The sequence below is a fragment of the Streptomyces sp. NPDC006435 genome (genome assembly GCF_040612315.1).
Taxonomy (GTDB): Bacteria; Actinomycetota; Actinomycetes; order Streptomycetales; family Streptomycetaceae; genus Streptomyces.
Genome location: NZ_JBEXPY010000024.1, coordinates 1 through 26,374, shown reverse-complemented (window position 1 = coordinate 26,374; position 26,374 = coordinate 1). Strand labels below are relative to the sequence as shown.

General features: G+C 71.8%; 19 protein-coding genes and 2 pseudogenes. 10 read left to right on the top strand and 11 right to left on the bottom strand.

Annotated elements, in window-relative coordinates; all coding sequences use genetic code 11:
- Positions 1–47: 47 nt before the first annotated feature.
- Both ABZZ04_RS22955 and ABZZ04_RS22950 read right to left on the bottom strand, forming a co-directional pair.
- Positions 48–1,553: a CATRA conflict system CASPASE/TPR repeat-associated protein gene (locus ABZZ04_RS22955; protein WP_356934057.1), complete on the bottom strand. Its 1,506-nt coding sequence runs from the start codon at positions 1,551–1,553 to the stop codon at positions 48–50.
- Positions 1,543–1,914, bottom strand: a complete 372-nt coding sequence (locus ABZZ04_RS22950) for a CATRA system-associated protein (protein WP_356934056.1) — start codon at positions 1,912–1,914, stop codon at positions 1,543–1,545. Before ABZZ04_RS22950 ends, ABZZ04_RS22955 begins: the two co-directional genes overlap by 11 nt.
- Before the next feature lie 104 nt (positions 1,915–2,018).
- Between ABZZ04_RS22950 and ABZZ04_RS22945 the strand changes: the two genes are divergently transcribed.
- Together ABZZ04_RS22945 and ABZZ04_RS22940 are read left to right on the top strand one after the other, a co-directional pair.
- On the top strand, positions 2,019–5,903 hold the full coding sequence (locus tag ABZZ04_RS22945) for a CHAT domain-containing protein (RefSeq protein ID WP_356934055.1): 3,885 nt from the start codon (positions 2,019–2,021) through the stop codon (positions 5,901–5,903).
- Between the two features lie 310 nt (positions 5,904–6,213).
- A pseudogene (locus tag ABZZ04_RS22940) lies at positions 6,214–6,473 on the top strand (DUF4259 domain-containing protein).
- Here ABZZ04_RS22940 and ABZZ04_RS22935 read toward each other — a convergent pair.
- Together ABZZ04_RS22935 and ABZZ04_RS22930 are read right to left on the bottom strand one after the other, a co-directional pair.
- Complete coding sequence (locus ABZZ04_RS22935) at positions 6,446–6,964, bottom strand: pyridoxamine 5'-phosphate oxidase family protein (protein ID WP_356934054.1); 519 nt, start codon at positions 6,962–6,964, stop codon at positions 6,446–6,448. The pseudogene ABZZ04_RS22940 and the gene ABZZ04_RS22935 overlap by 28 nt on opposite strands.
- An 86-nt stretch (positions 6,965–7,050) precedes the next feature.
- Positions 7,051–7,312, bottom strand: a pseudogene (locus ABZZ04_RS22930) (IS5/IS1182 family transposase); the annotation flags it as partial.
- A 28-nt stretch (positions 7,313–7,340) separates the two neighbouring features.
- On the opposite strand from ABZZ04_RS22930, the gene ABZZ04_RS22925 reads away from it, so the two are divergent.
- Complete coding sequence (locus tag ABZZ04_RS22925; protein ID WP_356934053.1) at positions 7,341–7,598, top strand: hypothetical protein; 258 nt, start codon at positions 7,341–7,343, stop codon at positions 7,596–7,598.
- Between the two features lie 465 nt (positions 7,599–8,063).
- On the opposite strand, the gene ABZZ04_RS22920 is transcribed toward ABZZ04_RS22925, so the two are convergent.
- Positions 8,064–9,728, bottom strand: a complete 1,665-nt coding sequence (locus tag ABZZ04_RS22920) for an ADP-ribosyltransferase domain-containing protein (RefSeq protein WP_356934052.1) — start codon at positions 9,726–9,728, stop codon at positions 8,064–8,066.
- A gap of 124 nt (positions 9,729–9,852) precedes the next feature.
- Positions 9,853–10,521, bottom strand: coding sequence for a macro domain-containing protein (locus ABZZ04_RS22915; RefSeq protein ID WP_356934051.1), 669 nt, complete (start codon positions 10,519–10,521; stop codon positions 9,853–9,855).
- A 185-nt stretch (positions 10,522–10,706) separates the two neighbouring features.
- Between ABZZ04_RS22915 and ABZZ04_RS22910 the strand changes: the two genes are divergently transcribed.
- Positions 10,707–11,039, top strand: a complete 333-nt coding sequence (locus ABZZ04_RS22910; protein WP_356934050.1) for a hypothetical protein — start codon at positions 10,707–10,709, stop codon at positions 11,037–11,039.
- Between the two features lie 114 nt (positions 11,040–11,153).
- Here the strand turns inward: ABZZ04_RS22910 and ABZZ04_RS22905 are convergent, their stop codons facing one another.
- Together ABZZ04_RS22905 and ABZZ04_RS22900 are read right to left on the bottom strand one after the other, a co-directional pair.
- A complete protein-coding gene (locus ABZZ04_RS22905) occupies positions 11,154–11,984 on the bottom strand; it encodes a helix-turn-helix transcriptional regulator (RefSeq protein WP_356934049.1) in 831 nt (276 codons plus the stop codon).
- Positions 11,985–12,191: 207 nt separating this feature from the next.
- Positions 12,192–12,968: an SDR family NAD(P)-dependent oxidoreductase gene (locus tag ABZZ04_RS22900; protein ID WP_356934048.1), complete on the bottom strand. Its 777-nt coding sequence runs from the start codon at positions 12,966–12,968 to the stop codon at positions 12,192–12,194.
- A 647-nt stretch (positions 12,969–13,615) separates the two neighbouring features.
- Between ABZZ04_RS22900 and ABZZ04_RS22895 the strand changes: the two genes are divergently transcribed.
- The 6 genes from ABZZ04_RS22895 to ABZZ04_RS22870 all read left to right on the top strand — a co-directional run bounded on the left by ABZZ04_RS22895 (position 13,616) and on the right by ABZZ04_RS22870 (position 22,878).
- Positions 13,616–14,728, top strand: coding sequence for a MerR family transcriptional regulator (locus ABZZ04_RS22895; protein WP_356934047.1), 1,113 nt, complete (start codon positions 13,616–13,618; stop codon positions 14,726–14,728).
- 303 nt (positions 14,729–15,031) lie between these two features.
- Positions 15,032–16,501, top strand: a complete 1,470-nt coding sequence (locus ABZZ04_RS22890) for a SagB family peptide dehydrogenase (protein WP_356934046.1) — start codon at positions 15,032–15,034, stop codon at positions 16,499–16,501.
- Positions 16,498–17,076, top strand: a complete 579-nt coding sequence (locus tag ABZZ04_RS22885; RefSeq protein WP_356934045.1) for a hypothetical protein — start codon at positions 16,498–16,500, stop codon at positions 17,074–17,076. The genes ABZZ04_RS22890 and ABZZ04_RS22885 overlap by 4 nt, the downstream gene beginning before the upstream one ends.
- A complete protein-coding gene (locus tag ABZZ04_RS22880; protein WP_356934044.1) occupies positions 17,073–19,265 on the top strand; it encodes an NHLP family bacteriocin export ABC transporter peptidase/permease/ATPase subunit in 2,193 nt (730 codons plus the stop codon). The genes ABZZ04_RS22885 and ABZZ04_RS22880 overlap by 4 nt, the downstream gene beginning before the upstream one ends.
- Positions 19,262–22,363, top strand: a complete 3,102-nt coding sequence (locus tag ABZZ04_RS22875) for an ATP-binding cassette domain-containing protein (RefSeq protein WP_356934043.1) — start codon at positions 19,262–19,264, stop codon at positions 22,361–22,363. The genes ABZZ04_RS22880 and ABZZ04_RS22875 overlap by 4 nt, the downstream gene beginning before the upstream one ends.
- A 161-nt stretch (positions 22,364–22,524) precedes the next feature.
- Entirely contained in the window at positions 22,525–22,878 is a 354-nt protein-coding gene (locus tag ABZZ04_RS22870) for a hypothetical protein (RefSeq protein ID WP_356934042.1), read from the top strand.
- A gap of 378 nt (positions 22,879–23,256) precedes the next feature.
- Here ABZZ04_RS22870 and ABZZ04_RS22865 read toward each other — a convergent pair whose 3' ends face one another.
- The 3 genes from ABZZ04_RS22865 to ABZZ04_RS22855 form a co-directional block, all read right to left on the bottom strand.
- Positions 23,257–24,228, bottom strand: a complete 972-nt coding sequence (locus ABZZ04_RS22865) for a cupin domain-containing protein (RefSeq protein WP_356934041.1) — start codon at positions 24,226–24,228, stop codon at positions 23,257–23,259.
- Positions 24,229–24,376: 148 nt separating this feature from the next.
- Entirely contained in the window at positions 24,377–24,895 is a 519-nt protein-coding gene (locus ABZZ04_RS22860) for a nucleoside 2-deoxyribosyltransferase domain-containing protein (protein WP_356934040.1), read from the bottom strand.
- 35 nt (positions 24,896–24,930) lie between these two features.
- Entirely contained in the window at positions 24,931–26,277 is a 1,347-nt protein-coding gene (locus tag ABZZ04_RS22855; protein WP_356934039.1) for a hypothetical protein, read from the bottom strand.
- Between the last annotated feature and the right edge of the window lie 97 nt (positions 26,278–26,374).

Genomic DNA, 26,374 nt, shown 5'->3' with positions numbered 1-26,374 from the left:
GGCGCGGAGCCTCGTCCACGACCGGTCACAGGCCGTCCGACAGGTTCTCAGGCGGCGCGCGACACCCATCGCCGGTCCGCCAGCACGAAGCCGAGAGCGCAGACCAGCGCGCAGCCCGCGCTCACCACCGGACGCGCCGGAACGTGCAGGGCGGTGACGGAGAACACCGAAGCGCCGAGCCAGCCCGTTGCCGCGCCCATGCACAGGACGGACAGGCGGTCGAACCGGGCGGGCCGACGGACCCTTCCGTCCACCCGTCGCCAGCGCATCAACTGAACGGGCAGCAGCAGGGCGAGCACGGACAGCCAGGTGATCAATGGCGCGTGCAGCGAACCCGGCAACGGCAACGTGTAGGAGAGGGACTGCACTGCGGCCAGTGCCGTGAGCAGCGACCCGAGCACCGCCCCCTGCACGACGGTCGTGCGTTGTTGGAGCAGCGCCAGTCGCTGCCGCACGATCGACTCGGTCGTCCGGGAGATCTCGTCGGCCTCGCGCTTGACGGATTCGGCATGAGCGATGTCGTCGTCGATCAGGGCGAGGAGCGAGCGGGCCAGGTCCTGGTCCGGGTCGGCGCCCGCTCCGGTGGGAGGCGGCAGCAGCTCCGCCAGGGAATCCGAGGTGATCCGTACCGACTGACGCATGTCGCGGAGGTCCCTCAGCGATTGGTTGAGCCCTTGGTCGCCGACGTACAGAGCGGCGATGGACGCATCCGCGGCGATCAGCTCGTCCGGCCCGGAACCGGTGGCCAGTACGCTGCCGCACAGCCCGGCCAACCGTTCCGACGCGGCCGAGAGACGCTCGCACAGGGAGTGGAGGGCCGGCTGGTGCGTGCGGTGCACGGATGCGTGGTGCCGCAGCCTGGCCGTCCCCTCCAGGCAGCGGAGGAAGGGCGCGACAGTACCCGAGGGACCGATGTGCCACAGCCAGGCATCGAATTCCGCCTCGCGCGACACCGGCCCCACCACCACGGCCGTACCGACCCGCCCCGGCCCCGCGGAGCGCGTGAACCGGACCAGGTACCCGCCGGGCGAGCGCCGCCAACTCCCCTCGGGCAGCGCAGGTGTTCCGGCCACCGGCACCGAGGCGAGCAGGCGGTTCAGCCGACCTGTGCCGGGCGGTGTCCGCCCGCTGTCGAGCACGCGGTGGACGTACGTGGTCGAGGAACCCAGCCGCTCGGGCAATGGTGCCACCCCGTCCCAGCGGTGGCGCAGATCCCCCCAGGAGACGCCGGGGCCCGGGAACAGCACGACCGTGATGCCGACGGCGTCGCCACGACGGTACGCGAAAGCCTGCGCGGGCGACGCCCCCGTGCACTGGCCCGCCGCGAGCAACGTGTGGCCGACGGAGCTGCCCGTCGCGGTCGGCGGTGCCAGGGCGGGCGGTCGGGAGGGGCCGAAGCCGGGGACCGGATCGGTCACGCCCAACCGGTTGCCCAGCCGTTCCCACAATCGGCGCACGGAGAAGTGGCCGTCCTCCTCGTCCCGCACCGCTGCGGCCAGCGGAACGAAGACGTGGACGATCAGGGCACGGCCCTCGAAGCGGCTACGTGGCATGGCCGTTCGGCGACTCGGCGGAATCGGCCGGAACCGGGGCGTCCTCGTCGTCCGCGGCAACTACCCGGATACGGCTCACGAGCCGCTCGACCCGGTCGGCGAGTCCGGTCGGCGGCGGGACCGCATCGGCCCCGCCGAGCATCCGCATGCGCTTCGACTGCAGGGAGTCCTCCAACGCGTACAACGCGCGCCGCAGGGTGGCGGTGTCCCCGGTGTCCAGGGCGGCGTCCACCTCGTCGAGGGCCAGCCCCACCCGGACCCAGACGTGAGGACCCACCGACTCGATCGCACCCACGGCGGCCAGCAGCGGGCCCGCTTCCTCCAAGGCGTCCAACCAGCCGTTCACGCAACTCCCAGTCATTCTTCCGAACCGTAACGGCATGCCATCATAAGGAAGTCACGGCCGATCGTGCACTCATCCACCAGTGACGGGAAACGTTCATGACGGGCTCGGCGGACACCCCGATGACGATACGTCAGATGTTCGAGGCCGGCCTTGTGAACTACCGCGACTGGCAGGACCACCAGGACCCCGAAGCGTTGTGGACCTCGCTGCGGATGTGGTCGACACTCAACGAGGTCGTACCGAGCGGATCGGACCTCCGCCCCCCGCTCCTCACCGAGTTCGGCCGGGCGCTGCGCGGTTGGGCCCGGCTCACCGGCGACCGGAAATGGCTCGACCTCGCGGTGGAGGCGAGCGCCGACGCGGTGCGGGAGGGCGAGGAACGGAACCACCCCTACCTGAACGAGCAACTGTCCAACCTGGCCCTCGCTCTCTGGGAGAGGTTCCAGGTCGCCGGCCGCATGTCCGACGTGGAGGAGGCGATCACCGCGGCCCGGCGCAGCATCACCCTCACCGCCCCCGATTCGGAGCGGCGCCCCGGCCGCCTCGACAACCTCGCCCAGATGCTCCTGCACCGTTTCGACCACACCGGGTCGGCCGCGCACCACGCGGAGGCGTTCGCCGCGACCCGTGACGCCGCCGCAGCCATGCCACCGGGGCACCCGCAGGCCGACGTGACCTACTTCCATCTCGGCGAACTCGCGAGGGCCAACTACGGAAAGACGCACGACCCCGGCGATCTCGACCTGTCGATCGAGGCGGCCCGCCACGTGATCGGCCTGACCCGCCCGGAAAACCCCCGCCATCCTCTGGCCTGGGCGGGACTGGCCGGGTCGCTGCTGATCAGGCTGCAGCTGCAGCGGCGCTCCGGGGACGTCGTCCCGGCAAACGACATGGACGACGCGGTCCGGGCGGCACGCCGAGCCGTCGAACTGGGTGCCTCCGATGACCCGGAGTCCGGAAGCTGCCGGCTGCTGCTCGCCCGGAGCCTGCACTTCCGCGCCGAACCCACCCTGGCCCGAGCGGACCTGGACGAGGCGACAGCCCTGTACGAGCAGCTTCTGGTGGAGTCCTCCGGGACCGGCCGGGAGGCATCGGTACGGGTGGAGCTCGCCACGTGCCTCGCACTGCGCCACCACCGGACCGGTGACATCCATGACGCCCGGGCCGCCGTCGACCTCCTCCGACGAGCCGTCCAGGACTTGGCCGGCACGGACGAACGGATGAACGCACTGCTGCTCCTCGGACCGATCCTCTACACGCTCTACGACGACCACACCGGGAACGTCACGGATCTCGACGAGGCGATCAGGGCCGTGCGGCGGAGCGAGGCACTGAGCGGCGGCGGCGCGGAGGGCAGCTTCGCCCAGGCGATGCTCGGCGAGCTGTTGTGCCGCCGTTTCGACGACTTCGGGGACCGCGACGACCTGGACGGGGCGGTGAAGGCATGTCTCCGGGCCGAGCGGGACGCACCCACCGGGAGTTTCCACCGCTCGTTCGTCCTGCGCGCGATGGGTATCGTTCTGCGGACACGCGCCCTGTACACGGGTGACCGGGCAGATTTCGACAGCGCCGTCGACGCCACCACCGAATGCGTGGCGATCACGCCCGGCGAGGGCCGGGAGAGCGCCACCGCACTGATCGGTCTGGGCAGCGCACTGCACGCCAGGTACGAGCACTGCGGAGGTCTTGAGGATCTGCAGGCCGCGGTGGACGCCAAACGCGAGGCAGTGCGGATGAGCGGGGACCACACGGCGCTCCGGGCCATGTGCCTGAACGGACTCGGATTCGCTCTGCAGGCCCGGTTCGAGCGCACCGGGGACGGCACCGACCTGGCGGCCGCGGTGGACGCCTGCGACGAGGCGGTGCGGACCGTCCCGCCCGACCACCCCCTTCAGGACCGGTATCTGGCCAATCTGAGCCTGGCGCTGCTGAGCGCCCACCGGCACCGCCGGCGACCCGGTGATCTGGACCGGGCCGTCGAGGCCGCCCGGCTCGCGATCGCCGCGACCCCGCCCGGTTCGCACCGGCGGTCGATGAACCTGTCCAACCTCGGGATCGCCCTGTCGAACCGCTTCGACGAGGCGGAGGACGAGGAGGACCTGAACACCGCGATCCGGACCATGAGGGAGGCGTCGGAGGCGGCCTCGAACGACCACCCCGACCAGGTGAAGTTCCTGTCGAACCTGACCGGGATGCTCCGCCGCCGTTCCCGGTTCCCCGGCCGGGAGGACGACCTGCGCGAGGCACTGGACCGGGGCCGCGACGCGGTCGCGCGCTGCCCCGCCGACCATGCGAGCAGGGCCGGGTGCCTGTTCGACCTGGGGCACACGCTTCGCGAGGCGGGACTGCCGGACGAGGCGTCGGACGCCTTCCGCGAGGCCGCCGGGCTTCTCACCGGACCGATGTCGGTACGGCTGGGGGCAGCCCTGCGCTGGGGCGGGCTCGCCGCGGCGGACCGGCGGTGGACCGAGGCCCGGCAGGGCTACGGATATGCCGTGGAACTGCTGCCCCAGGCGGCCTGGCACGGTCTGGACCGGGACGACCGGGCCCAGTTCCTGGCTGATGCCAACGGCCTCGCCCCGGACGCCGCAGCCGTCGCCATCGAGCAGGGCGACCTCGTCTCCGCGGTGGAACTGCTGGAACTGGGGCGTGGCGTCCTGCTGGCCCAGTCCCTCGACGCCCGCACCGAACTCGACGAACTCCGGGAACTGGACGCCGATCTCGCCGACCGCATGGAGGAGGTCCGGCATCTGCTCGACCGGACGAGCACGGCCACCGACATGCGGGAGGCGCCCGCGGCCGGGCCGGCACCGGGAACGCAGGGGAGACGTGAAGCCGCCGCGGAATGGGACCGCCTGCTGGTACGGGCCAGGGCGCTGATCCCGGAGTTCCTGCTGCCACCTCCCTACCACCGTCTGCGGGAGGCCGCGTGCGACGGCCCGGTCGTGATCGTCAACATCGGACGACACCGCTGCGACGCCCTGATCGTGACCGCCGATGAGGAAGCGCCACCCCGGCTCGTCCCGCTGAAGAGGGTCACGCGCGAAGCGGTCAACAGCCGGGCCCGGGAACTGATCGACGTCTTCAGAAGCGACACGGACACCACCGCGCAGGAGCAGAACGAGGTCCTGGGAGCGGTTCTCGCATGGCTCTGGACGGACATCGCCGAGCCGGTCCTCACCGCGCTCGACTGGCCGGCACACCCGGAGCAAGGACGGGAACCCCGCCTGTGGTGGTGCCCGACCGGCGCACTCACCCTGCTCCCGCTGCATGCCGCAGGTGAGTACCCGACTGCCGGGGGCGGCCGGACCGGCCCTGCCCCGGAGGCATCCAGCCTTCTCGACCGTGCCGTCTGCTCGTACGCCCCGACCCTGCGCGCCCTCGTGGCCGCGCGGGACCGCCCGGCCCCCGGTGTCGGCGGACTGCTCGGAGTCGCCGTGCCGAGCGCCCCGGGCATGACAGTGCTGAACCACGCGGTGCCGGAAGTCGACTCACTGCGCGAGGGGTTTCCCACCATGACCGCATTGGTCGGCCCCCTGGCCACCCGTGCGTCGGTCCTCGAACAGCTCCAGTGCCACAGCCGACTTCATTTCGCCGGCCACGGCTCGCAGTACTCGCTCACCGGTGGCGCACTGCACTGCACGGATGCGCCGATCAGTCTGCGCGACGTGACCGCCCTCCGGCTCTCCGGTGCCGAACTCGCCTTCCTCTCCGCATGCGAGACGGCCCGCGGCATCGCCGGCCTGGCCGACGAATTCGCCCACCTTGCCGGTGGACTCAACATCGCCGGCTTCAGCCATGTGATCGCGACCCAGTGGCCCATCAGCGACCTGCGTGCCCCGCAGGTCGCACGGCACTTCTACCGCGCGCTCCAGCACCGACCGCCCTCCGGCGACTGCCGACTTCCTGCCGCCGCGGCCCTGCGCACCGCGGTCCTCGGGCTCCGTGCCGCCCGCCCGGAGTCCCCGGTGCTCTGGGCGCCCTACACCCACACCGGACCCTGAGCCCGTCGTTCGGTGCGTGACGCCGATCGGGTCAGACCCGCGAGCGGTGCCGCCTCATCCTCACAGTCGGGGATATCGAGATCGGGAGCCGTCGATCACGGGGAGAGCGTTGCGCGGACGCTCTGCCTCTTCCTCGACCGGGCGGGTGCTCGGGACACCGATGCACCACGCCCGCCGGTTCCTGTACCGGAGCGGTGGCGGCCCGGAACACTGACGAGGCACCCCACTTCAGCGGCCCCGGGCAATCCCGGCACGGCCTCGCTGTCGGTGGTCGGTGCGACGATCCCCGGACGGCCACGCGAGGAGAGACATGGGCACCTGGGACATCGGCCCCTTCGACAACGACACCGCCGCAGACTTCGGGGCGACCTGGACGAGGCACCGTCGGAGGAACGCGAATCCATGATCCGGCGCGTGCTCGAACGCGCCGCCGACCCTGCGGGCCACCTGAATATCTCCGACGGCGAGCGAGCAGTGGCCGCGGCGGCCCTGGTTGTCGCACAACACCCCGACGGCGATTCGGCGTGCTCGAAGGACCCCGGCTACCTGTCCGACCGGGTCCAGAACTGACGCGGCGCGAACCCCTCGCGCCGCAGCCAGTGCTCGGTGTAGACGATCCGCTCGGCCTCGATCACGACGAGCGGCCCCGACTGCGGTTCGTCGAGAGAGCGTGACCGTTCGACATGGTCGGACTGCCAGCGGAAAGCCGGCCAGTAGTGCTCGAAATCGGGGTCGTCCTCGGACAGCACACGAGCCCGTCCGAAAAGCTGGGCACCCCGGCTGCTGGCCTGCCCGACCAGCGGAGCGAAGATCCCCACCGACACCCGGGGATCAGCGGCGAGGTTCCGCATCTTCGGCGAACCGGTGGCCGTGGAGAACATCACCGCGAAGTCGAGATGGAAGTACCGCACCGGCGTCGCGAGCGGCCCTTCCGGCCCCGCCGTCGCGAGCACGCACATGTTCTGCGACGACAGCAGGTTGAGTATGCGCTCTTCCAGACGCTCGCGGTCGAGTCGGTTCTTCGGCGACGGGCCGGCCAGCCACGGATTGGTCACAGGCATGATCAAGTATCCCACGCCTCGCCGGGCTCTCCAGGAACCGGACAGCCATGGTCATCGACTGGAACCACCAGGGCAGAGACGGGGGGATCGATCAGCGGCAGGAGCCGGGTGGCATCGTGGCGGTTGCCACCGGTCAGAGTGACGGCGAGCGGGGTTCCGTGCCGGTCGACCATCAGGTGGTGCTCGGAACCGGGACGGGCGTGGTCGACCGGCGAGGGGCCGACATGATCCCCCCTGGGGGCCCGGGACATGCGAGCCGGCAACAGTGCAGTGATTCACGTCCAGAAGGCCGGCGCTGCGCAGTTCGACCGGCAAGGCCGCGTGCAGGCGCGGCCAGACACCGGCCTTCCCGGCGGTGGCCCGTACGATCGGGGCCATGACGACCCGCCGCCGGCTGGGCACCGGCCCCGCCGAACACAGCTCCTCCGCCGAGACGGACACCACCGTCACCGACCCCGTTCATCCCCGGATCCAGGCGGCCGACGCGGATCTGGACGGGGGCGCGCTGTACTGCCCCGACCTTGACTCGCTCGCCGACATGCGGGCCCGCGGAGTGCTCGGCCATCGCCCCGCGACGCCGGATCCCACCCCTCGCACATACGGCCACGGCACGGGGGAACGGACGGAGAGCTGACGGAGGGTTGATGGAGTGCGGCATCGACGGCGGACACGGTGGCGGGTCCGCGAACGCCCCAGGCGGACCGGCTCCGGCGGCTCCGATCCGCCCGGGGAAGTACAGCCGTGGCAGGAGCCGAGGGCGCTGTAACCGGTGAGGGATCAGGCGGCGTGGAAGCCGGGCCACCTGGTGCTCGGATTCTTGAAGCAGAAGCGGAAGAGGGTGCCGTCCTTGACGTCCCCGGCGATCACGCGCCGCTGGTTCGGATTGCTCGACTTGTGGAAACCCTTCCGGGAATTGCAGGCCGTGCCGCTGGTGGTGAGGGTGGAAGCACACCCGCACCACCAGCGGGTCGACGTCACCTCGGCCGGAGCGGTGCCCGGTGCCTGACCGGTCCCGGCCCCAGGGCATCCTGTTCGCCCCCCCCAGCAGCGACACGGCCTGGCAACTCCTGTACCCGGGGCCGGAGTTCGGCCCGAAGCGTCACGACACCAGGCCGGCCCCCTCCAGTTCGGTCAGCCGTACGGTGCACAGCCCGCCACGCTCGGCCTTCACCTCCGTCACCTTCAACTGCGTACCCGGCGCGAGGATGTACTCCTCCTCGCCCGTGAACGCGGAGAAGCGCCGGATCCCCACCGCCCGCGCGGGCGTCACCTCGAACAACGTCCGCCGACCGCGCCCGCCGAGGAACGCACGGGCCACACCCAGCTCGGACGTGCACGACGACACGCCCCACCACGTCACCGTCCGCCCCAGCGGGTACTGGGACCGCAGATCCAGCGCCACCCCGCGCCACAGCGGCCGTGTCCGCGCCGGCAGCGCCTCCATCGCCGAGAACAGCAACCGCAGGTACGGCAGGTACGGCACCACGCGCTCGCGGTCCGACGAGCGCAGCACGGCGTTGAGCTCGCGGTAGAAGCCCGACTCGCACGTGTACAGGTAGAGGGCCGAGATCGCATCGGCCGACAAGGCGCCCACCACGTCCTTGGACGGCTCGTCCGCGGACGCCGCCTCCGCGGCCTTCGTCTCCCCGAAACGGCTCGACAGATCGATGTGCCGGTCCAGGTTTCCGAGCACCCGCGAGACCGGCTCGACGGCCTTCCGGAAATCCATCAGCGGTGTGTCGAGCACCCCGGTGACGGGCGGCAGGACGAGGCCCTCGTCCTTGACGCTGGTGAGCCGCTCCAGATACAGCTGGTGCAACTCCATCGTGGACGCGATGAACGCCCCCATCCGCTGCGCGACACCACTGTCCTCCGGCCCGTCGGCCCCGCCCGTCCCCTGGTCCCAGCCCTTCTGCGGCAGCCAGTCGACCGGCTCGGCCCCCACCGCCGCCAGGGCGTCGTTCACCTGGGCGAAGTGGTCGCCCTCGCAGAACAGATCCCCCTGCGCGGCAGGATTGGCATGGTCCAGGTGACGGACCTGCACCTCCGGGTACTTCTTCTCCAGCCGCTGGACGACCCTCTTCAGACTCCGGGCGTGCGCGCCCCACCAGGCGAACACCACCCCCCGGTCGTCCTCCTCCACCGCGTCCTGCTTCGCCCGGAGGATCTCCTCGGCGATCTGCTCGGCCACGGGGCGCCAGAACGACGTGTGCTGATCGGTGGCCATCGCCCCGTCCGCGCTCGCCGTGAGGGACGCGTTCAGCAGCAGCACGCCCTGGGTGAGCATCGCCTGGAACCACTCGGGCGGCTGAACCGTGTCCTGTTTCTTCAGCAGGGCGCGGACGTCGGCGATCGGGGTCTTCTTGACGATGCCGTACTTCCACATCGCGGCCGCCTTGATGAGGCAGCGGATGCTCACGACCCGGCCGAACTGGCTGTCCTTCCAGTCGTTGAAGGTGTTGTCGAACATCGCGATGCCGGTCGCGCTCTCCGCCCGCGGATAGGGGTTCTGTCCGAAGACGACCACCTTCCACTTCTCCGGCGGGTGCGGCTTCAACGCCTGGAACGTCAGCTCGCGCACCGGAACGACCTCCGGGCTGCGCTTCGGGCCGATGAAGTCGGCGGCTCCCGGCTGTGCCTCGATCACCGGCTTGAGCAGCGGCAGCCACGGCTCGCCGCCACCGGTGAACAGGTCGGCCAGCCCCAACGGATCCCCGGCGGGGGAACCGGCATCGCCCGCGGCCGTCACGTCGACATCACTCACGAGGGTGGAACTCCCCATACTCGGACCGGACGCCTCCACGGGCGCCCCGGCATGCTGAACAGATGCGGCAGGGCCGTCGCCGGTGTCCGCGCCCTGGGCGGCACCGGTCTGCGAGGTCTTCGGGTCAGTGACGAAAGGAAGGCCTCTGCGGCACGTTGATCCGGACCCGCCGCGCGGACCCCGCTCCCTCGATGTCGTCGAGCTGCCCCAGCACGGAGGCCCGCAACTCGTCGTAGTTCGCGAAACCGTGGTCGTGGAAGAGCGTGTAGCCCGTCCACATCAAGTTGGCGCACACCTTCGCGGGCACCTTCCCGGTCTGCGCACCCATCCCGACCAGGGCCACCGACCGGATGCTGCCCGGCTTCGCCCGGTTCTGCAGATGCACCGCCTGGAAGGCGGCCGCGCAGGCCAGGGCCACGTTCATCGTCTCGCTGACGTTCTGCGACGACTGGCGCATGGTGGGCGTCGAGATCAGATACCGGGGCACTTCCGCCCCGGACGGGACGCACACCGCGCTGCCCACCGGCAGCCGTCCGCCGAACCGGTCGCGGATCGCCCGCTGCACCCGTACCTGGATGCCCGCACCGAGGTACCGCTTGACGACGGCGTCGACCCCACCGTCCATCCGGCCGCGCTCGTTGGTGGGAGAGACCCAGGCGTCGGCGTCCACATCGAGCAGCGAACCCCGCCTGATCTCGACCTCCGGCGTATCCGCGAACGCGGACCGCCAAGCCTTCACCACCTCGTCGTTGACGTCGACCAGGACGACGCGCAACGCATGCCTGACACCCACGAACTCACCCCTCTCGCCCCGTGGTTCCGAACAATCCCGAAGCTACCGCGTGCCACTGACAACGCCGTTCGGCAGAACTGTTCGAGCAGCGGACGAGTACGGTCTCACTGCCGGCCTCCCGCGGCTCCCGGGCGAGCCCGGACGGACAGGCCTTCCTGCCGCACGCCAAGAAGGTCCTGACCGCCGTGGAGCAGGCCGAGCAGGCCGTGCGCCCCGGCAGCCGGCCCCTGCGCATCGACGTCCTCAACCGGCGCATCGCTCCTGCCCGGGCCGTCCACCGGTTCCACCGCTCCCGCCCCGGGATGAACCTCGACGCCGTCACACTGAGCAAGAAGAACGCCGCCCAAGCCGCCCAGGCGGTGCTCGACGGGACCGTCGACGTGTCCTTCCGCGCCCTGCCGACAGACCGGGTCCCGGCCGGGATCAACGCCGAACAGCTCCTGGACGGACCGCTGACCGGACGACCGGTCCGACGGACACGGCTCGGGGGAGTCGTCGCGAAGAGGGACGGCGTTTGATACGTCGTGGTGGTTCCCGAGGACGGGATCGGTCCCGGAGCCACCTGCGCGGTCGGCCTCGCGCACACGCGCGACGGACGGTCCCGAGCCGCGGAGGGGGCGGCCCTTGGACGGTCATCCGGTGAGCGACTGCGTCCCCGTCACGGAAAGGAGCGCCAGACGGTCGGCGTCCTCGGTGCCGGGCCGGGCTGTGTAGACCATGATGCGCAGGTCGCTGCCGGCGACGTTGAGGACGTCGCAGTCCATGGTCAGGGCGCCGACATGCGGGTGGTCGACGGTCTTGCGGGCGGCTGCGTGCTCGCCGACGGCGCCCGACTCCCACAGGTCGCCGAAGTGGGCGCTGCGGCGGCGCAGTTCGGCGATCAGGGACCGCAGCCGCGCGTCGTCGGGGTAGCGGCCGGCGGTGCGGCGCAGGTCGGCTGCCTGCGCCGCTCGGAGTGCGCCCTTCGATTCGGGGGTGTGGCGTACGCGGCTGTCGGGGTTGAGGAAGTTGCGCCGAACCGCGTTGAGGTCGTTGCCGTGCCATTCCCCCATGAGTGCCGTGTAGAGGGGGTTGGCGAGCAGTTGGTTCCAGGCGGCGTCGAAGACGGCGACCGGTGTGTTGGTCAGACGGTCCAGCATGCGGTGTACACCGGGAGTGATGTGCTGCGGGACCGCGCCGGGGCCCGGTGGGACGAGGCCGGCCAGGCGGAAGAGGTGGGCTCGTTCGGCCCGGGTGAGCCGCAGGGCGCGGGCGAGGGCTTCGACGATCTGGGGTGAGGGCTTGGTGGCGCGCCCCTGTTCCAGCCGGATGATGTAGTCGGCGGAGACGCCGGCCATCTGGGACAGCTCCTCGCGGCGCAGCCCGGCGGCGCGTCTGCGTCCGCCCGCCGACAGACCGACAGCCCGGGGCGAGACGCGATCGCGCCAGTGGCGCAGGGCCGCGCCGAGTTCTGTGGTCGCCATGCCCTCGATTGTGGCAAGAGAGACGTCCACCTGTCCTGGTACTGCCGTTCCCACCACGACGGACGAGGGGCCACAACCCGCGGTCGGCCGCCGCACGCCCATGCTCCGGACCTTCTCCCCGCCACATGGCACACCTCGATGAAGGCCGGTGCGCGCACGGACTTGCTCGACTGCCGCGTCACCTCGACAGCGGGCCGGTGGATGTTGTCACTCGGCGTAGCGGGTGGCGAGCTCGGGGGACTGGCCACCGAAGGCGGCGAGGCCGGCGGCGAAGACGTCCGAGAGAAGCCGGTAGTCCTCGACGCCCGGGGCGCTGACGGTCTCGCCGAGTTCCAGACCGCGCAGCGCACCGGTGACGAGGTCGTCGGCGGACATGCGGGGAACGGCGCTCAGGTCCATGCCCTGGGAGGAGTGGAACTCGGTGGCCACGACGCCGGGGCAGACCACGCCGACTGTGACACCGGAGTCCTCGACCTCCGCAGCCAGGGCCTGTGTCATGGCCACAAGATAGGCGAGGGTGCCGGCGTACACGGCGCGGCGGGGCATGACGCGCTTGTCGGCGGGGCCGGAGAAGGCGATCATTCCGGCGACGTTGAGGATGGTTCCCCGGCCGCGCCGCTGCATGGGGCCGACCGCGGCCCGCATGAGCTGGGTGGGTGCGAGGACCTTGACGTTGACCAGTTCGCCGGCCTTGTCGGCGGGCAGCTCCGCCAGCGGCATGTAATGGGCGACACCGGCGTTGTTGACCAGGATGTCCAGCGGCTCCTCGGCGCAGATCCGGGCGAGGGCGGCGATGCCGTCCTCGGTGGACAGGTCGGCGGCGACGGTGCGGACGCTGATCCCGGGGTGGGCGGAAGCGAAGCCGGCGAGGCGTTCCCGGCGGCGGCCGACGACGATCAGGTCGTGGCTGTCGGAGGCGAAGCGTTCGGCGAACGCCTTGCCGATGCCGGAGGTGGCACCGGTGACGAGGGCGAGCTTGCTCACAAGGGTGTTTCCTTTCGAAGGGCGGTTCGACCCGGGCGGCCGGAGTGGTGAAGGCGCCGCGGAGTCAGGCGTGTTGGCGGTGGTCCCGCTCTGTGGGGCCGGACCGGGCCGGTTCGTCGTTCGCGAGGGTGCAGTCCTGATCACCCGGTCCGATCAATCCGGCCACGGGAGTCTTCCGGGGTGCCGGTGTTCCACTCACGCATTCAGCATGCGTACCACTCGCGCTGTTGGACAGTGGACCCGCTTTCCCGGGACCGGAAGTACCAGGAAGGACGAGGGAGATGTTTGCCGCGATGACGCGGTGCGCCCTCGAAAGAGCTCGGCCAGCTCCTGGGATGCCTGATGCGACGGCGGTTCGCGCCGTACGAGCACAAGTCCGCGACAGCATACGGACATCGGCAGGTGGCACGGCTCCGGACGCCGGCGCCCGCCCGGCGCGGCAGCCGGGGCGTCAACGTGCCCGCCACCAGCCCGAACAACCCGAACGGTCCGCCGGGAAACCGGTGGACTCTCGCGGAAGGGCGAGATCAGTGGAACGTCAGTAAAACGTCAGTTGCCGACTACAGGGTGGGGCTTCCGATCGGCCGGAGCAGGACCCGGTCCGGGCCGAGCGGGACAGCACAGGCTCAAGCTCAGAGAGACCCGCAATGAAGAGAATCCGGGCTGCCGTCCTCACCGCCTCGGCCATCACAGGCACGGCCCCGGCCGCCACCCCGGCCCCGGTGCTCGGCCGCTGTGGGAGGGGCGTCGGCACCGTCATCCGTGAATACGGCGTCGCCGCCTGCGCCACGGCACGCGGCGTCCGGACGGATTTCGCGGGCGGCACCGGTCCGGCCGCCCACGTCCGTACGGAGAAGGCGTCCGCCGGACGGAGCGACTGGCCGGTCCCGGGCAGGGGTTGGAGAAACGGCATCAAGGCCGAATCGAGGTGGGGCGCGGGTTCCGGTGACACCTCGCAGCGCAGCGTCGCTGACGCCACCGCAGCGCCCATGACCATCAGGGAGTTACACATGACGTCGCCTTTGCCGCTGCCCGCTTTCCACCCGGACCATTCGAACGCCCACTACACGGTCGACGAGATCTCCAGACTGGTCGGGATGTCACCGCGGAACATCCGTGCACACCAGTCGCGCAAACTGCTCCAGCCCCCGACCCGCAAGGGACGGATCGGTTACTACGACGAGACCCACGTCCGCCGCCTCCAGCACATCGTGTCCTTGCAGCGGCAGGGCTTCAACCTGGTCTCCATCGCCGCCTTCCTCGGCGTCGGGGACCACGACGACGAGGAGGGCCGGCTCGCCGCCGCGGTCAACCGTGCGGTGCGCGACCAACCCGGGGTGTTCCACTGCCTGAACCGGCACGGCATGCTCGGGTGGGAGGCCGACGGCACGGTGACGATCTCGCGGCCCGGGGTGCAGCGGGCGGCGATGGAACTCGTCCGGACCGGAATCCCGCCGACGGCCGTGCTGCGTTGCCTGGCGCGGCTGCTGGACCGGATCGCCAACGCCGCCGAGGAGTTGGTCACCTCCTCCAGTGCGGAACTCATGCCCGTCGCAACCGGGTTCACGCAGTCCCCGGCCCTCCGGCCGGCCGATGCCCCGCCGACCGACCGGTTCACCGAGGGGCTGGTGGACCTCTTGGTGAACGCCTTCCGCGCCGCCGCGGAGGAACGCTGCCGGGAACTGGTCACGGACATCCTCATGGCGGACGGCGGCTCCGAGGCCTGGATCGAGGAGCACCTGGTGGTCGAGAACGGCTGAACGGCGCCGGCCCCTTCTGCTGAACGGCGCCCGGCCTCATCCGTCGAGCGGCGTCGGGCCCTGTCCGTCGAGCGGGGCCCGGCCCCGTCCACAACACCCCGTCGATGGCACGCTTTCGTGCAACGGTCGAACGGCTGCCGGGCACGGGGTCGTTCCTTCCGCGCACCGGCCGTCCCACCGGCACTACGGTCAAACACATCGGCAGTAGTCCAGTTGCCGTGCGGTGGCCGCGCGAGTGAGCGCTGCCAACAGTCCACGCCCATGCGCCGCACGGACGCCCCAGTACCGGAAGCATGAAAGCCAGTGAACCGCACTCCTCTCCTGCACGGCGCCGTCAAGACCGAGAGCTACCGCCTCCGCGCCGACGCGCGGTTGACCGAGGAACCGGGAGGCTGCCTCGTCCTCGAACAGTCCCGCTACCGACTGCGCCTGCCCGGCCTGGGGGCGGGCCGCCGCGCCCTGCTGCTGCGGATGGCGGAGAACTGGCTGGGCGACCTGCAGATCGCCCAGCTCGTCACCGGCCTGGACAGCGACTCCCGGCTCCTGCAGGCCCAGTTGCTGGTCCGAAGGCTGGTGCTGCACTCCTGGCTCGAGCGCCGGATCTCCGTCGGCGCCCGCGCCCTGCTCGACGTGGTGCCGCGCCGGATCGGAGCCCACAGCATGCCGCCCCAGCACCGCCACGGCGCCGGGGCGACGTACCGCCTGTCCAGGTTCGCGGTGCTGCGGGCCGAACAGAGCCGGATGGTGGTGTACTCGCCGCTCAGCACGGTCGGGATCAGCTGCCCGGAGACCCGGCTGACCGCCGTGCTCGCCCGGGCGTGCGGCGAACCCGTCGGCCTCGGCGAGGTGGCCGGGGAACTGGGACTCGACGAGAGCACGGCGGGGCTGCTGCTGAACGAGCTGCTCTCCGCCCGACTCCTGCTCACCCCGCAGGAGGCCGATGCCGAGACCCGGGCGGCGCCGCTGGCCCTCTGGTCGGCGGAGGAGCTCTGGCTCCACGACCGCACCCGGCCGGAGCGGCACGCCGCCCCGATCGGCGCCACCGATCGGTTCCGCGACCTGCCGGAGCCGGAGCCGGGGCCCGCGGAGCCGGTGTCCGGCTCCGCCCGGCCCTCGATCGCGTTGCCCGAGCCCGGCACCGCCGACCGGCGGGACCGGCCGTCCGACTCGCTGTCGGCGGTGATGGCCCGGCGCCGCAGCGTGCGCCGGCACGACGACACCCGGCCGCTGACCGTCGCCCAGCTCGGCGAGTTCCTCCACCGGGTCCAGCGGCTCGGACCGCAGGACCGCGACGGCGGGGCGAACGCCGTCCGGCCCTACCCGGGAGCGGGCGGCCTCGGCGAACTGGAGGTCTACCCCCTGGTCTCGCGCTGCGCGGGCCTGCCCAGCGGCCTCTACCACTACGACTCGACGCACCACCGCCTGACCACCGTCGCGGCACCCGGGCCGGAGACCGAACGGATGCTGTCGTTCGCACGGGCCACGGCCACCATGCCGGGCCCGCCGCAGGTGCTGTTCGTGATCACCGCCCGGGTCGGACCCCTGATGCGCAAGTACGAGGGGATCCCCTATGCCCTGGCACTCAAGGACGCGGGAATCCTGACCGCCTGGATGTACCTGGTGGCCACCGACATGGGCCTGGCGCCCTGTGCCCTCGGCGCCGGTGACGCCGCCTCCTTCGCCGCCCTGACCGGCCTGGACCCACTGGCCGAGCCCGCCATCGCCGAGTTCACCCTCGGCTCCCGCCCGACCGAAGCCGAGGAACAGTCATGAGATTTCGCAAACAGGCCGTGCGGAAACTGGAATCGCCCGAACAACTGGACGAGATCGCCCGGCTGACCTCGGTACCCGGCTGGCTGACCACCCTGGCACTGTCCGTCGTGGTCCTCACCGTCGGCGGCTGGTCCGCCCTCGCGACCGTCACCGAGACCGTCTCGGCACCCGGGGTGCTGGTCGGCGCGAGCGACGAGCAGCCCGAGGCCGTGGTCTACGCGCCGATGCCGACCGCATCCCTGCTGCACCCCGGTCAGCCCGTCCGGCTGTCGGCCGCGGCCGCCCCCGCCGCCTCGGCCGGAACCCTGTCCGGGACGGTCACCGCCATCGCCTCCGCCCCCGAGACCGAGCAGTCCCTGCGTACCCGGCTCGGCGCCGACCACGACCTCACCCCGTATCTCGGATCCGGCCCGGTCACCGCGGTCACCATCCGCCTGGCCACCGACCCGCGGTCGCCCACCGGGCTGAAGTGGTCCCGTTCCGGCCCCGCCTTCGCGCTCGGACCCATGAGCCCGGTGACCGCCGTCCTCGACGTCTCCGCCGAACACCCCATCGACTGGCTGGTGAAACGATGAGCCTCACCCTCCCCGGGCGCGCCGCCGCCCGACCCGGAAGCAGACGGGTCCGCACCCCGACAGTCATCCAGATGGAGGCCACCGAGTGCGGAGCGGCGTCCCTGGGCATCGTGCTCGCCCACTACGGCCGCCACGTCCCCCTGGAGGAGCTGCGCCAGTCCTGCGGAGTGAGCCGTGACGGCTCCACCGCGGCCAGCGTCGCGAAGTCGGCGAGACGCTACGGGCTGACGGCGCGCGGACGGCAGAGCCCGATCGCCGACCTCGGCTCGGTGCCGCTGCCCGCCATCCTGTACTGGAAGTTCGAACACTTCCTGGTGCTCGAGGGCATGGGCCGCAAGGTCTGGCTCAACGACCCGGCGACCGGCCCGCGTTCGGTGAGCTGGGAAGAGTTCGACGACGCGTACACCGGCATCCTGATCGCCCTCGAACCCGGCCCGGAGTTCGAACCCGGGGGCACCCGCTTCAGCCTGCCGCGCGCGCTGCGGGAACGCTGGCGCAACCTGGGATCCGTGGTCGCGCAGACGGTGCTGCTCGGCATCCTCGTCGCCCTGGTCGGCATGGCGGTGCCCGCGCTCACCCGGGTCTTCGTCGACCGGACGCTGCTCGGTTCCGACTCCGGGACGCTGACCGGACTGGTGGCGGCCCTGGCCGTGGCCACGGCGGTCACCTTCATCGCCGGCTGGCTCCAACAACGCCTGCTGGTACGGGCCGAGACCGCCGTCGCCCTGGGCAGCGCGGCCCGCCTGCTGCGGCACATGCTGCGACTGCCACTGGACTTCTTCAATCAGCGGATGGCCGCCGACCTCGCCCGCCGGGTACGCACCAACGACGTCGTGGCCGACATCTTCACCCGGCGCCTGGCCTCCATCGCGGTCGACATGATGCTGGTGCTGTCCTACGCCGGACTGCTGTGCCAGTACGACCTGACCCTGGGCCTGAGCGCCCTGCTGTTCTCCGGGCTGAACGTCGCCGTGCTGCGCTGGCTCTCCACCATGCGCGCGACCGCGATCGCCGGGCTCCAGGCCGAGCGGGGCCGGCTCTACGGCGCCGTCTACACCACCATCTCGATGATCGAGACGGTCAAGGCCAGCGGACAGGAGGAACTGAGCTACCAGCAGTTCGCCGCCCGGCAGGCCGCGGTCACCAGCGGGCAGCAGCAGGCCGGTGTGCCGGCCGCCATCGTCGCGGCGGTCCCCGCCCTGCTCGCCGCACTCAACACGGTTGTGCTGATCGCCCTGGGCAGCCACCTGGTGGTGGCCGGAACACTCAGCGTCGGCGTCATCATCGCCATGCAGGGCCTGGCCGTCGCGATGAACCGGCCCGTCACCAGCCTCGCCGCGGTCAGCGCCCAGGTGGAGGAGATCGGCGCCGACCTCCAGCGCCTCCAGGACGTCGAGCGCTACCCGCTGTCACCGGCACGGACCACCGACCACCCGGCCTCCCCGCCGGAGGGACACGTGGTGCTGGACAAGGTCACCTTCGGCCACAACCCGCTGGTCCCACCGCTGCTCGACGAGTTCTCGCTCGACCTGCCCCCCGGCACCCGGGTCGCCCTGGTCGGTGGCTCGGGCAGCGGCAAGTCCACCGTCGGCCGGCTGGTCGCCGGGCTGCACCGGCCGTGGAGCGGACGGATCACCGTCGACGGCCGGGAGATCACCGACCTCGACCCCGCGCTGTGGGCCGCCACCGCGGCCATGGTCGACCAGGACCGGGTCATGTTCGAAGGCACCGTACGGGACAACACCACCCTGTGGGACCCGACCGTCCCCGACGAGGACGTCGTCCAGGCACTCCGGGACGCCTGCATCCACCAGGAGGTGGCCGCCCGCCCGGGCGGCCTGGCCAGCCCGGTGCACGAGGGCGGACGGAACTTCTCCGGCGGCCAGCGCCAGCGGCTGGAGATCGCCCGCGCCCTGGTCCGCAACCCGCGCCTGCTGATCCTCGACGAGGCCACCAGCGCCCTGGACACCGAGACCGAGCGGCTGATCGACACCAACCTGCGCCGCCGCGGCGCCACCTGCCTGATCATCGCGCACCGCCTCTCCACGATCCGCGACTGCGACCTGATCGTGGTGCTGGACCACGGCCGGGAGGTCGAACGCGGCACCCACGACGAGCTGCTCGCCCGCGACGGCTCGTACGCGGCACTGATCCGCCACCACCAGAACTCCGGGAAGGAAGCCTCGTGAACACCCCTGCTCCGCCCCGGGACTGGGAACTGCTCGCCCGCCTCGCGGCACCGGACTCGGCCACCAGGACCGCCCGCCGGCTCGACGGACGGCACACCGTCTACCTGCTCGACGGCGGACCGGCCGACATCTTCGCCACCCGCCCCACCCCCGGCGGCGGCACCTCCCGCCAGCACTTCGTCGCCCGCTGCCCGGCCCACAGCGCCATCCCGTCCTCGACCGCCACCGGCGAGTGGCAGCTCACCGTCGTCCCGCTGCCCGGGGGCCGCCTGCGCGACGTCGACCACGACCAGCTCTCCCAGCTGCAACTCCTGGTCCAGCACGGCGAATCCGAATCCGCCCGGCCACCGGAACGGCACCGCACCCGGCCGCCGGAGCACGGCGACCGGATCGCCGGAGCGATCAGCGACGCCCTCGACCGCGCGCTGCAGGCGGTCGCGGACGCGTCGCGCACCACCACCGCGCCGCGCGACGCCGAGGTGCTGCGCCCGCGCCAGATCGTCTCGCTCGCGCGCGGTCGAACGGTCGTCGGCAGCGGGCGGCCCTGCTGGCTGCGGCTCGCGGACGGCCGGATGAGCAAGAACGGCCTGACGGAACACACCGTTTCGGCGGGCCGCGAGGCGCTGTTCCTCGGGGTGCGCGACTGGACCCGGGTGGAGAGCGACTGCCTGGCGGAACTGCTCAGCACCCCGGACCTGCTGCGATCGGGCGCCCTGTTCGAGGCCGTCGACCAGCAGATGGCCCACCTGGTGCGCTCGCTCACCGACCGGATCCAGACCGCCGACGCGGCGTTCCTGCGCTCGCTCGACGCCCGTCGGCACGCCGCCGATCAGCTGGTGGCGGCCAGTGCCCGCGGGGCGCTGCGGGTGCTGGGCACCGACGGCGCCCGGCGCGGGCACCTGACGGCGAACGGCGCCCAGGACGCCCGGGCCTGGGCGGTCGAAACCCTGCGGGTGGTCACCGAGGGCGCGGAAGTCACCGTCACCGAACCGCCGGTCCACATCCCCGGCACCACCGATCCGGCCGACGAACTGCGCGCGGTGGCCCAGAGCTCACGGCTTCACCTGCGGCAGGTACGGCTACCGAAGGACTGGTGGCGCAACGACGCCGGACCGCTCGTCGGCTGGTGCGACCCCGCCGACGTGATGACCTCCGCCACCCCGGCGCAGGTGCCCGGGGCCGGAACGGAGACCGCCCGCGACGGGGAGAAGGCCCGGCCGGTACCGGTCCCGCTGCTGTTCGCCCGGGGCCGCTACTGGATGGTCAACCCGTACACCCGGGCCCGTACTCCCGTGGACCGGCGCCTGGCGGCGGCCTGCACGCGCAACGCCACCCTCGTCCAGCTCCCGCTGCCCTCGGCCGGCAGCCTGTGGCAGCTCCTGCGCCTCGGGGCGTCCGGAACGGGCTCGGAACTGCGCTCGGTGCTGCTCAACGGAGTGGTCGTGGCGGCGCTCGGCCTCGCGACCCCGCTCCTCATCGGGTGGGCGCTGAGCTCGCTGGCCACCGGCGGCGTGCGGGACCTGTCCTGGGCCACCGGGCTCTATCTGGCGAGTGCGGTGGTGGCGGCCCTGTTCACCGTCATCCTGAACCTGCGTGCGCTGCGGCTGGAGGACCGGCTGGAGTCCGGGATCCAACTGGCCCTGTGGGACCGGCTGGTCCGCCTGCCGTCCGACTTCTTCACCCGGACCACCAGCGGCGTCCTGGCGAACAAGATGCTGGGCACCGCCTACGCCCGACAGGCGCTCAACGGGCTCGCCACCCGGACCATCCTGGCCCTGCTGACCGCCGTCGCGGGACTGGCGCTGACCGTGTGGATCAGCCCGGTCATGGGCCTGTACGCCCTGGCCCTGCTCGCGGCGACCTCCGGGCTGGGGGTCCTGTTCGGCGTCGTGGTGGTACGGCGTCAGCGTCAGGCCCTGCCCGCCGAGCACCACGCGGCCGCGGTGACCAACGAGCTGTTCGGCGGCATCGTGAAGATCAAGCTCGCGGCCGCGGAGAACGCGATGTTCAGCCGCTGGGCCCAGGCCACCGTCGCCGCCCGCGCGGGCCTGCAGCGGGTGCACCGGGTCCAGGCGGCGATGGCGGCGGTGGCCGTCACGGTGCCGGTGGCCGGGCAGTTGGTCCTCTTCGCGGTGCTGGCCGGACCACTGCGGGGACAGGTGCCCGCCGGTGACTTCTTCACGCTCAACGCCGCTTTCGCCCTGCAACTCCAGGCGATGATCCAACTGGTTACCACGGGAACCGAGTTCGTCGCCGTGCTGCCGCGGCTGAACGGCCTGTCCGAGGTGATCACGGCACGCACCGAACGGGAGCCCGGCCACGTCCAGCCCGTGGAGCTGCACGGCGAGATCGAGATCGTCAACGCCTCCTTCGGCTACCCCGGCCAGGACACCCCCACCCTCGACCGGGTCTCGCTCCACGCGCGCCCGGGGCAGTTCGTCGCCGTCGTCGGGCCGAGCGGCTCCGGCAAGTCCACCCTGCTGCGGCTCCTGCTCGGATTCGAGCGCCCGCGCAGCGGTTCCGTCCTCTACGACGGCCAGGACCTCGCCGAACTGGACGCGCAGGCCGTGCGCCGGCAGTGCGGGGTCGTGCTCCAGGACAGCAGGCTGTTCAGCGGCACCATCCGCGAGAACATCTGCGGCGCCAACCCGTACTCCCTCGACCAGGTCTGGGAGGCCGCGGCCATGGCCGGACTCGACGAGGACATCCGGCGGATGCCGATGGGCCTCAACAGCCTGCTGTCCTTCGGCGGCGGCACGCTCTCCGTCGGGCAGCGGCAGCGGGTGCTGATCGCCCGGGCCCTGATCGCCAAACCGCGCGTCCTCTTCTTCGACGAGGCGACCAGCGCGCTGGACAACCACACCCAGGAAGTGGTCACCGCCAGCACCCACCAGCTCGCCGCCACCCGGATCGTCATCGCCCACCGGCTCTCCACCGTGGTCAACGCGGACCTCATCCTGGTCATGGACGAGGGCCGGATCGTCCAGCGCGGCACCTACGAGGAGCTGCTCGCGGACACCGGCGGGCTGTTCCACCAGCTCGCCCGGCGGCAGTTGTGGGAACAGCCGACCACCGCCGAGGCCCCGGTCCGTTCCTGAGCCGGTGCGGGGCGCGGCATGCCCCGCCCCGCACCGCCCCGCCCCGAACATTCCTGAAGCGTCCCTGAACAGCCCTTCCGAACCGCTCGCGGCCGTCCGCGGAGCCCCGTCCGCAGAACAACCCGTCCGCAGATCCCGTCCACAGAGCAGAGGAGCGAACCATGTACTCCGCCGAACGCACCGCCTTCGCCGCCGGCTACAGCGCGATGGTGGCAGCCGTCTGGTCCGATCCGAGCCGGGAACGGCTCCTGACCGAGGAACCGCGCGTCCTGCTCGCCGAGCACGGCATCGGGGTGCCGGCCGGTACGGCCGTCGACGTCGTCCGGGACCTGCCGGCGGCGCCGGAGGTGGTGGAGGTCCAGATCCGGTTCTGGGAGGAGGCGGCCGCCCGGGGCCGGCTCACACTGTTCGTGCCCCACCCCGACCGCTTCGACGCGCGGGATCTCACCGAGGAGGAAATGGACGCCCTGGTGGCAGGTACCGGCGTTCCGGAATTCCTGAGAACTCCCCGATGACGGAACGGACGACCCGACCGTGGCATTTATCGGTGTCACGGTCGGGAAAGTCTTGTTGCCGGAAAGCGTGACGCCTAGATTCCTCTTACGGACGAGAATGCGGCGCATCGTCCGTGACCCGACGCGAAAGCCCGCATGCAAAAGGAAAGGGAAACACCGTGAACGAGGACGACGAGACCTATGCGGCTGATTTGTCGGACGACGACCTGGAGGCCCTCGTGGCCGGCATCAAGGGCCTGAACATCGCGGGCGACGAGTAGCGCCGTACCCCCGTTCCCGTCCGTGTCCCCGCCCGCATCCGCGCCCGCGTCGATACCGGCGGTCCGGGCACGACCGAGGGGCCGGCCGATATCGGCCGGCCCCTCGGTCGTGCCCCGCTCAGGCGTCGTTCGCCCCGCTCCGCAGCGCCGCCGCGAGATCCACCACCGTACGGGCGGACTCCGGCGGGAGCGAAGCGTCACCGGCATCGGCCCCTGCCCCGTGCTCGGTCCCGTGCTCGGGCCCGGGAACGGTCTCCACGGCCGCGCACAGGTCCTCCGGGGTCAGATCGGCCAGCCGCCGGCGATGGTGGTCGAGCAGCTCGGCCGCGGCACGGCGCAGCTCGGTCGGGCCCACCGGGCGTGGCGGCAGGCGGAGTCCGTCGTCGAGGTGGCGGGCCAGCGCCGTGCGCAGATCGGCGGTGCCGGGCTGCCGTACGGTCAGCGACAGGTGGACGGAGAGGCCGTCCGCGTGGCCGACGGCCGAATGCGGTGCGCCGCGGGGGATGTAGAACACCTCTCCCGCGCTCGTCGTGCTCTCCAGTTCCACCGGTCCCGGGTCCGGCTCGTAGCCGATCCGCCAGTGCCCGCCCTCGGGGACCGCGTGCACCCGCCACCGCTTGCTGCCGTGCAGTTGCAGCACGAAGACGTCCGCGTCGTCGCGGTGGGAGCCCAGCCCCTGCCCACCGGGCGGGGTGAGGAAGAGGAACGCCTCGACGCGGCGGCCCAGTTCGACGCCGAGCCGCGCCGTGAGGGCGGCCGCCCCCGGGTGCCAGTGCTCGATGTTGCGCATCAGCAGGGTGGCACCGGCGGCGAGCCGCCGCAGCACCTCGGCGGGGTCGGCATAGCCGCCGAAGACCTGGTCCCCGACGGTGCGTGCGGTGGTGTACTCGCCCGGCTCCAGGTTCTTTCCGCGGGAGACGAGTTCGAGGTACGGGCGGCGGAGCAGACCCGAGGCCAGCGCGGCGTCCACGTCGGCCAGGGTGACCGGTGGTGCGGACAATACGGGTGGGCGCAGGAGTCGGGCACGGCGTCGCCACGTCGTGGTCAGGAACGGTTCGGGCTCGCCCACCAGGGAGCGGAGGGTATCCATCAGGATCGGTGGCCTTCTGTGACGGGTCGGAGCGCCGGGGCGTGCCCCGGCGCCGGGCGTGTTCCGGAAACGGCGCCGGGCGTGTTCCGGGAACGGCGTCGTCCGCCCGGCGGGGAACGCCCGCCGGGCGGAACCTTCGGAACACGCCCTAGGAGGCGTCGCGCAACGGGTACGTCCCGCTGCCGAGCACGCGCACCGCCGCGCGGACGGTGGAGCCCAGGTCGTGGTGGACCGGCAGTTCCGGGCGGGCGTACCGGAGCTGGGCGATCACGTCCGGGCGGCGGCGGTAGCCGTGCTCGACGCCGACGGCGACCGGCCGGCCGGAGGCCGCAGCGGCACCCAGCTCATAGAGCGCTATGGGCTGTTCGGGCCGGTGCGCGTTGCCTGCGGGGAACCAGAAGAGCACCAGGTCGGCGCGTGACAGATGGCGGTGCTCCCAGCCCACCATCGCCTCGTCGAACCCGGAGGAGCCGGAGACGCTCCGGCGGGGGCTGAACAGCCCCAGGGGACGTCGGTCGGGCCAGCTCCGCTCGAACGTGGCAATGGCGTCGGCCCGCCAGTCGGGGCAGTTGTGCATCCCCCCGGCGAGGAAGACCTTCGCTTCTCCCGGGCGGGGAACGCATTCCTCCAGGGACTCGATCACCCGCACCCGCTGGGTCGTCGTCATGCGCCATTCCTTGTCGTTCGGGGCTCGCGGAGGTTTCAGGACTGCAGGTACGCCGAGCGTTCGGGAGTGTCCGGCAGCTGCAGGTGCTGGACCACGGGGTTGCGCTTGCCGTCGGCGGTGAACTGGAAGTCCCGGTCCGGGCGGTGGCGCAGCCGGAAGCCCTGCCGGGCGCCGAAGTGTGTGCCGAGGCGGGTGTTGAGGTCGTCGACGCAGGCCGCGGCGGGTGCCGTCGGGCCGGCGGTGATCAGTTCGAGCGTGCCCGGTTCGTCCTGGACGACCTGGTAGTCCGGGAGACCGGCGGCGGCGAGCGCGGCGAGCAGGGCGTAGGGCGAGTAGGCGGCCCCGTCGCGGCCGACCAGGCTGCAGCGGGCCCGGCCCACGAGCCCTTCGACGACGGTGCCGGGCAGACCGCAGTCGCAGTCGACCGGACGGTGCGCGAGGTCGCCCGTGGCGTAGCGGATGACCGGCATGGGGGTGGACAGCAGGGAGGTCAGGACGACCTCTCCCGCCTCGTCGCCGGTCGCCTCGATCTCGGGCAGGACGAAGTCGTCCTGGAAGTGCATCCGTCGCCGACTGCACTCGAAGGCCGCGTAACCGGTCTCCGCGGTCGTGTACAGCATGGTCACCGGGCGGCCGAACGCCTCCTCGACCAGGCGGCGACCGCTGTCGGGCATGTGCTCGTAGGTGGCGACGACACCGTTCGGGCGCAGGACGATGCCGCGCTCCAGGCAGTAGCGGGCCAGGGTGATGACACGACTGGAGGAGCCGGTGATCTGGTCGACCGGGAAGCGGCCGACCACGGCCTCGTAGTCGGCGACGATGTCGGGCGCGTCGGGGTCGTACCCGCGCAGGTTGCACTTGATGTAGGGGCGGGGCAGCATCACCGGCTGGAACAGCGGGGTGTCGGGGAAGAGCAGCCCCACGTTGAGGGAGGTGCCGCTGTCCGGCAGGCCGAGGAAGGCGCTGAACCGCTCCCGGACCACATGGGTCAGCAGTCCGCCGGTCTCCGCCGTGGACAGCAGGGTGACGGGCTGCCCGGTGCTGCCGCTGGTCCGGGTCAGGAAGAACGCGCCGGGCGCCATCCGGCCGGTCGCGTCGCGGCTGACGAAGTCGATGAAGTGCTCGCGCAGGTCGCTCTTGCGCGTCCGGGGGAAGTCGCGCAGGCTCAACCGCTCGCGGCCGCGCAGGGCGCGGTAGTACGGCGCCCGTTCCGCGGCGGTGGCCAGCAGGTGGTCGAGACGCTCGCGCCCCCGCTCGGGGTCGTACGGTGCCAGGCTCTCGATCTCCCGGCGTTTCTCCAGGAACCATGCGGACGACGCCTTGCGCGTGATGCGCTCGCGCAGCCGCTGGAAGTCGTGTGCCAGATCGCTGGGCAGGTTCAACGCAGTTCCTCCGTGTGAACGACCGGCCGGGGGGGGGGGGGGGGGGGGGGCCCCCCCGCCCCGCGGGGGGGAGAGAGTAATTCTAGTCGCCCCCCCA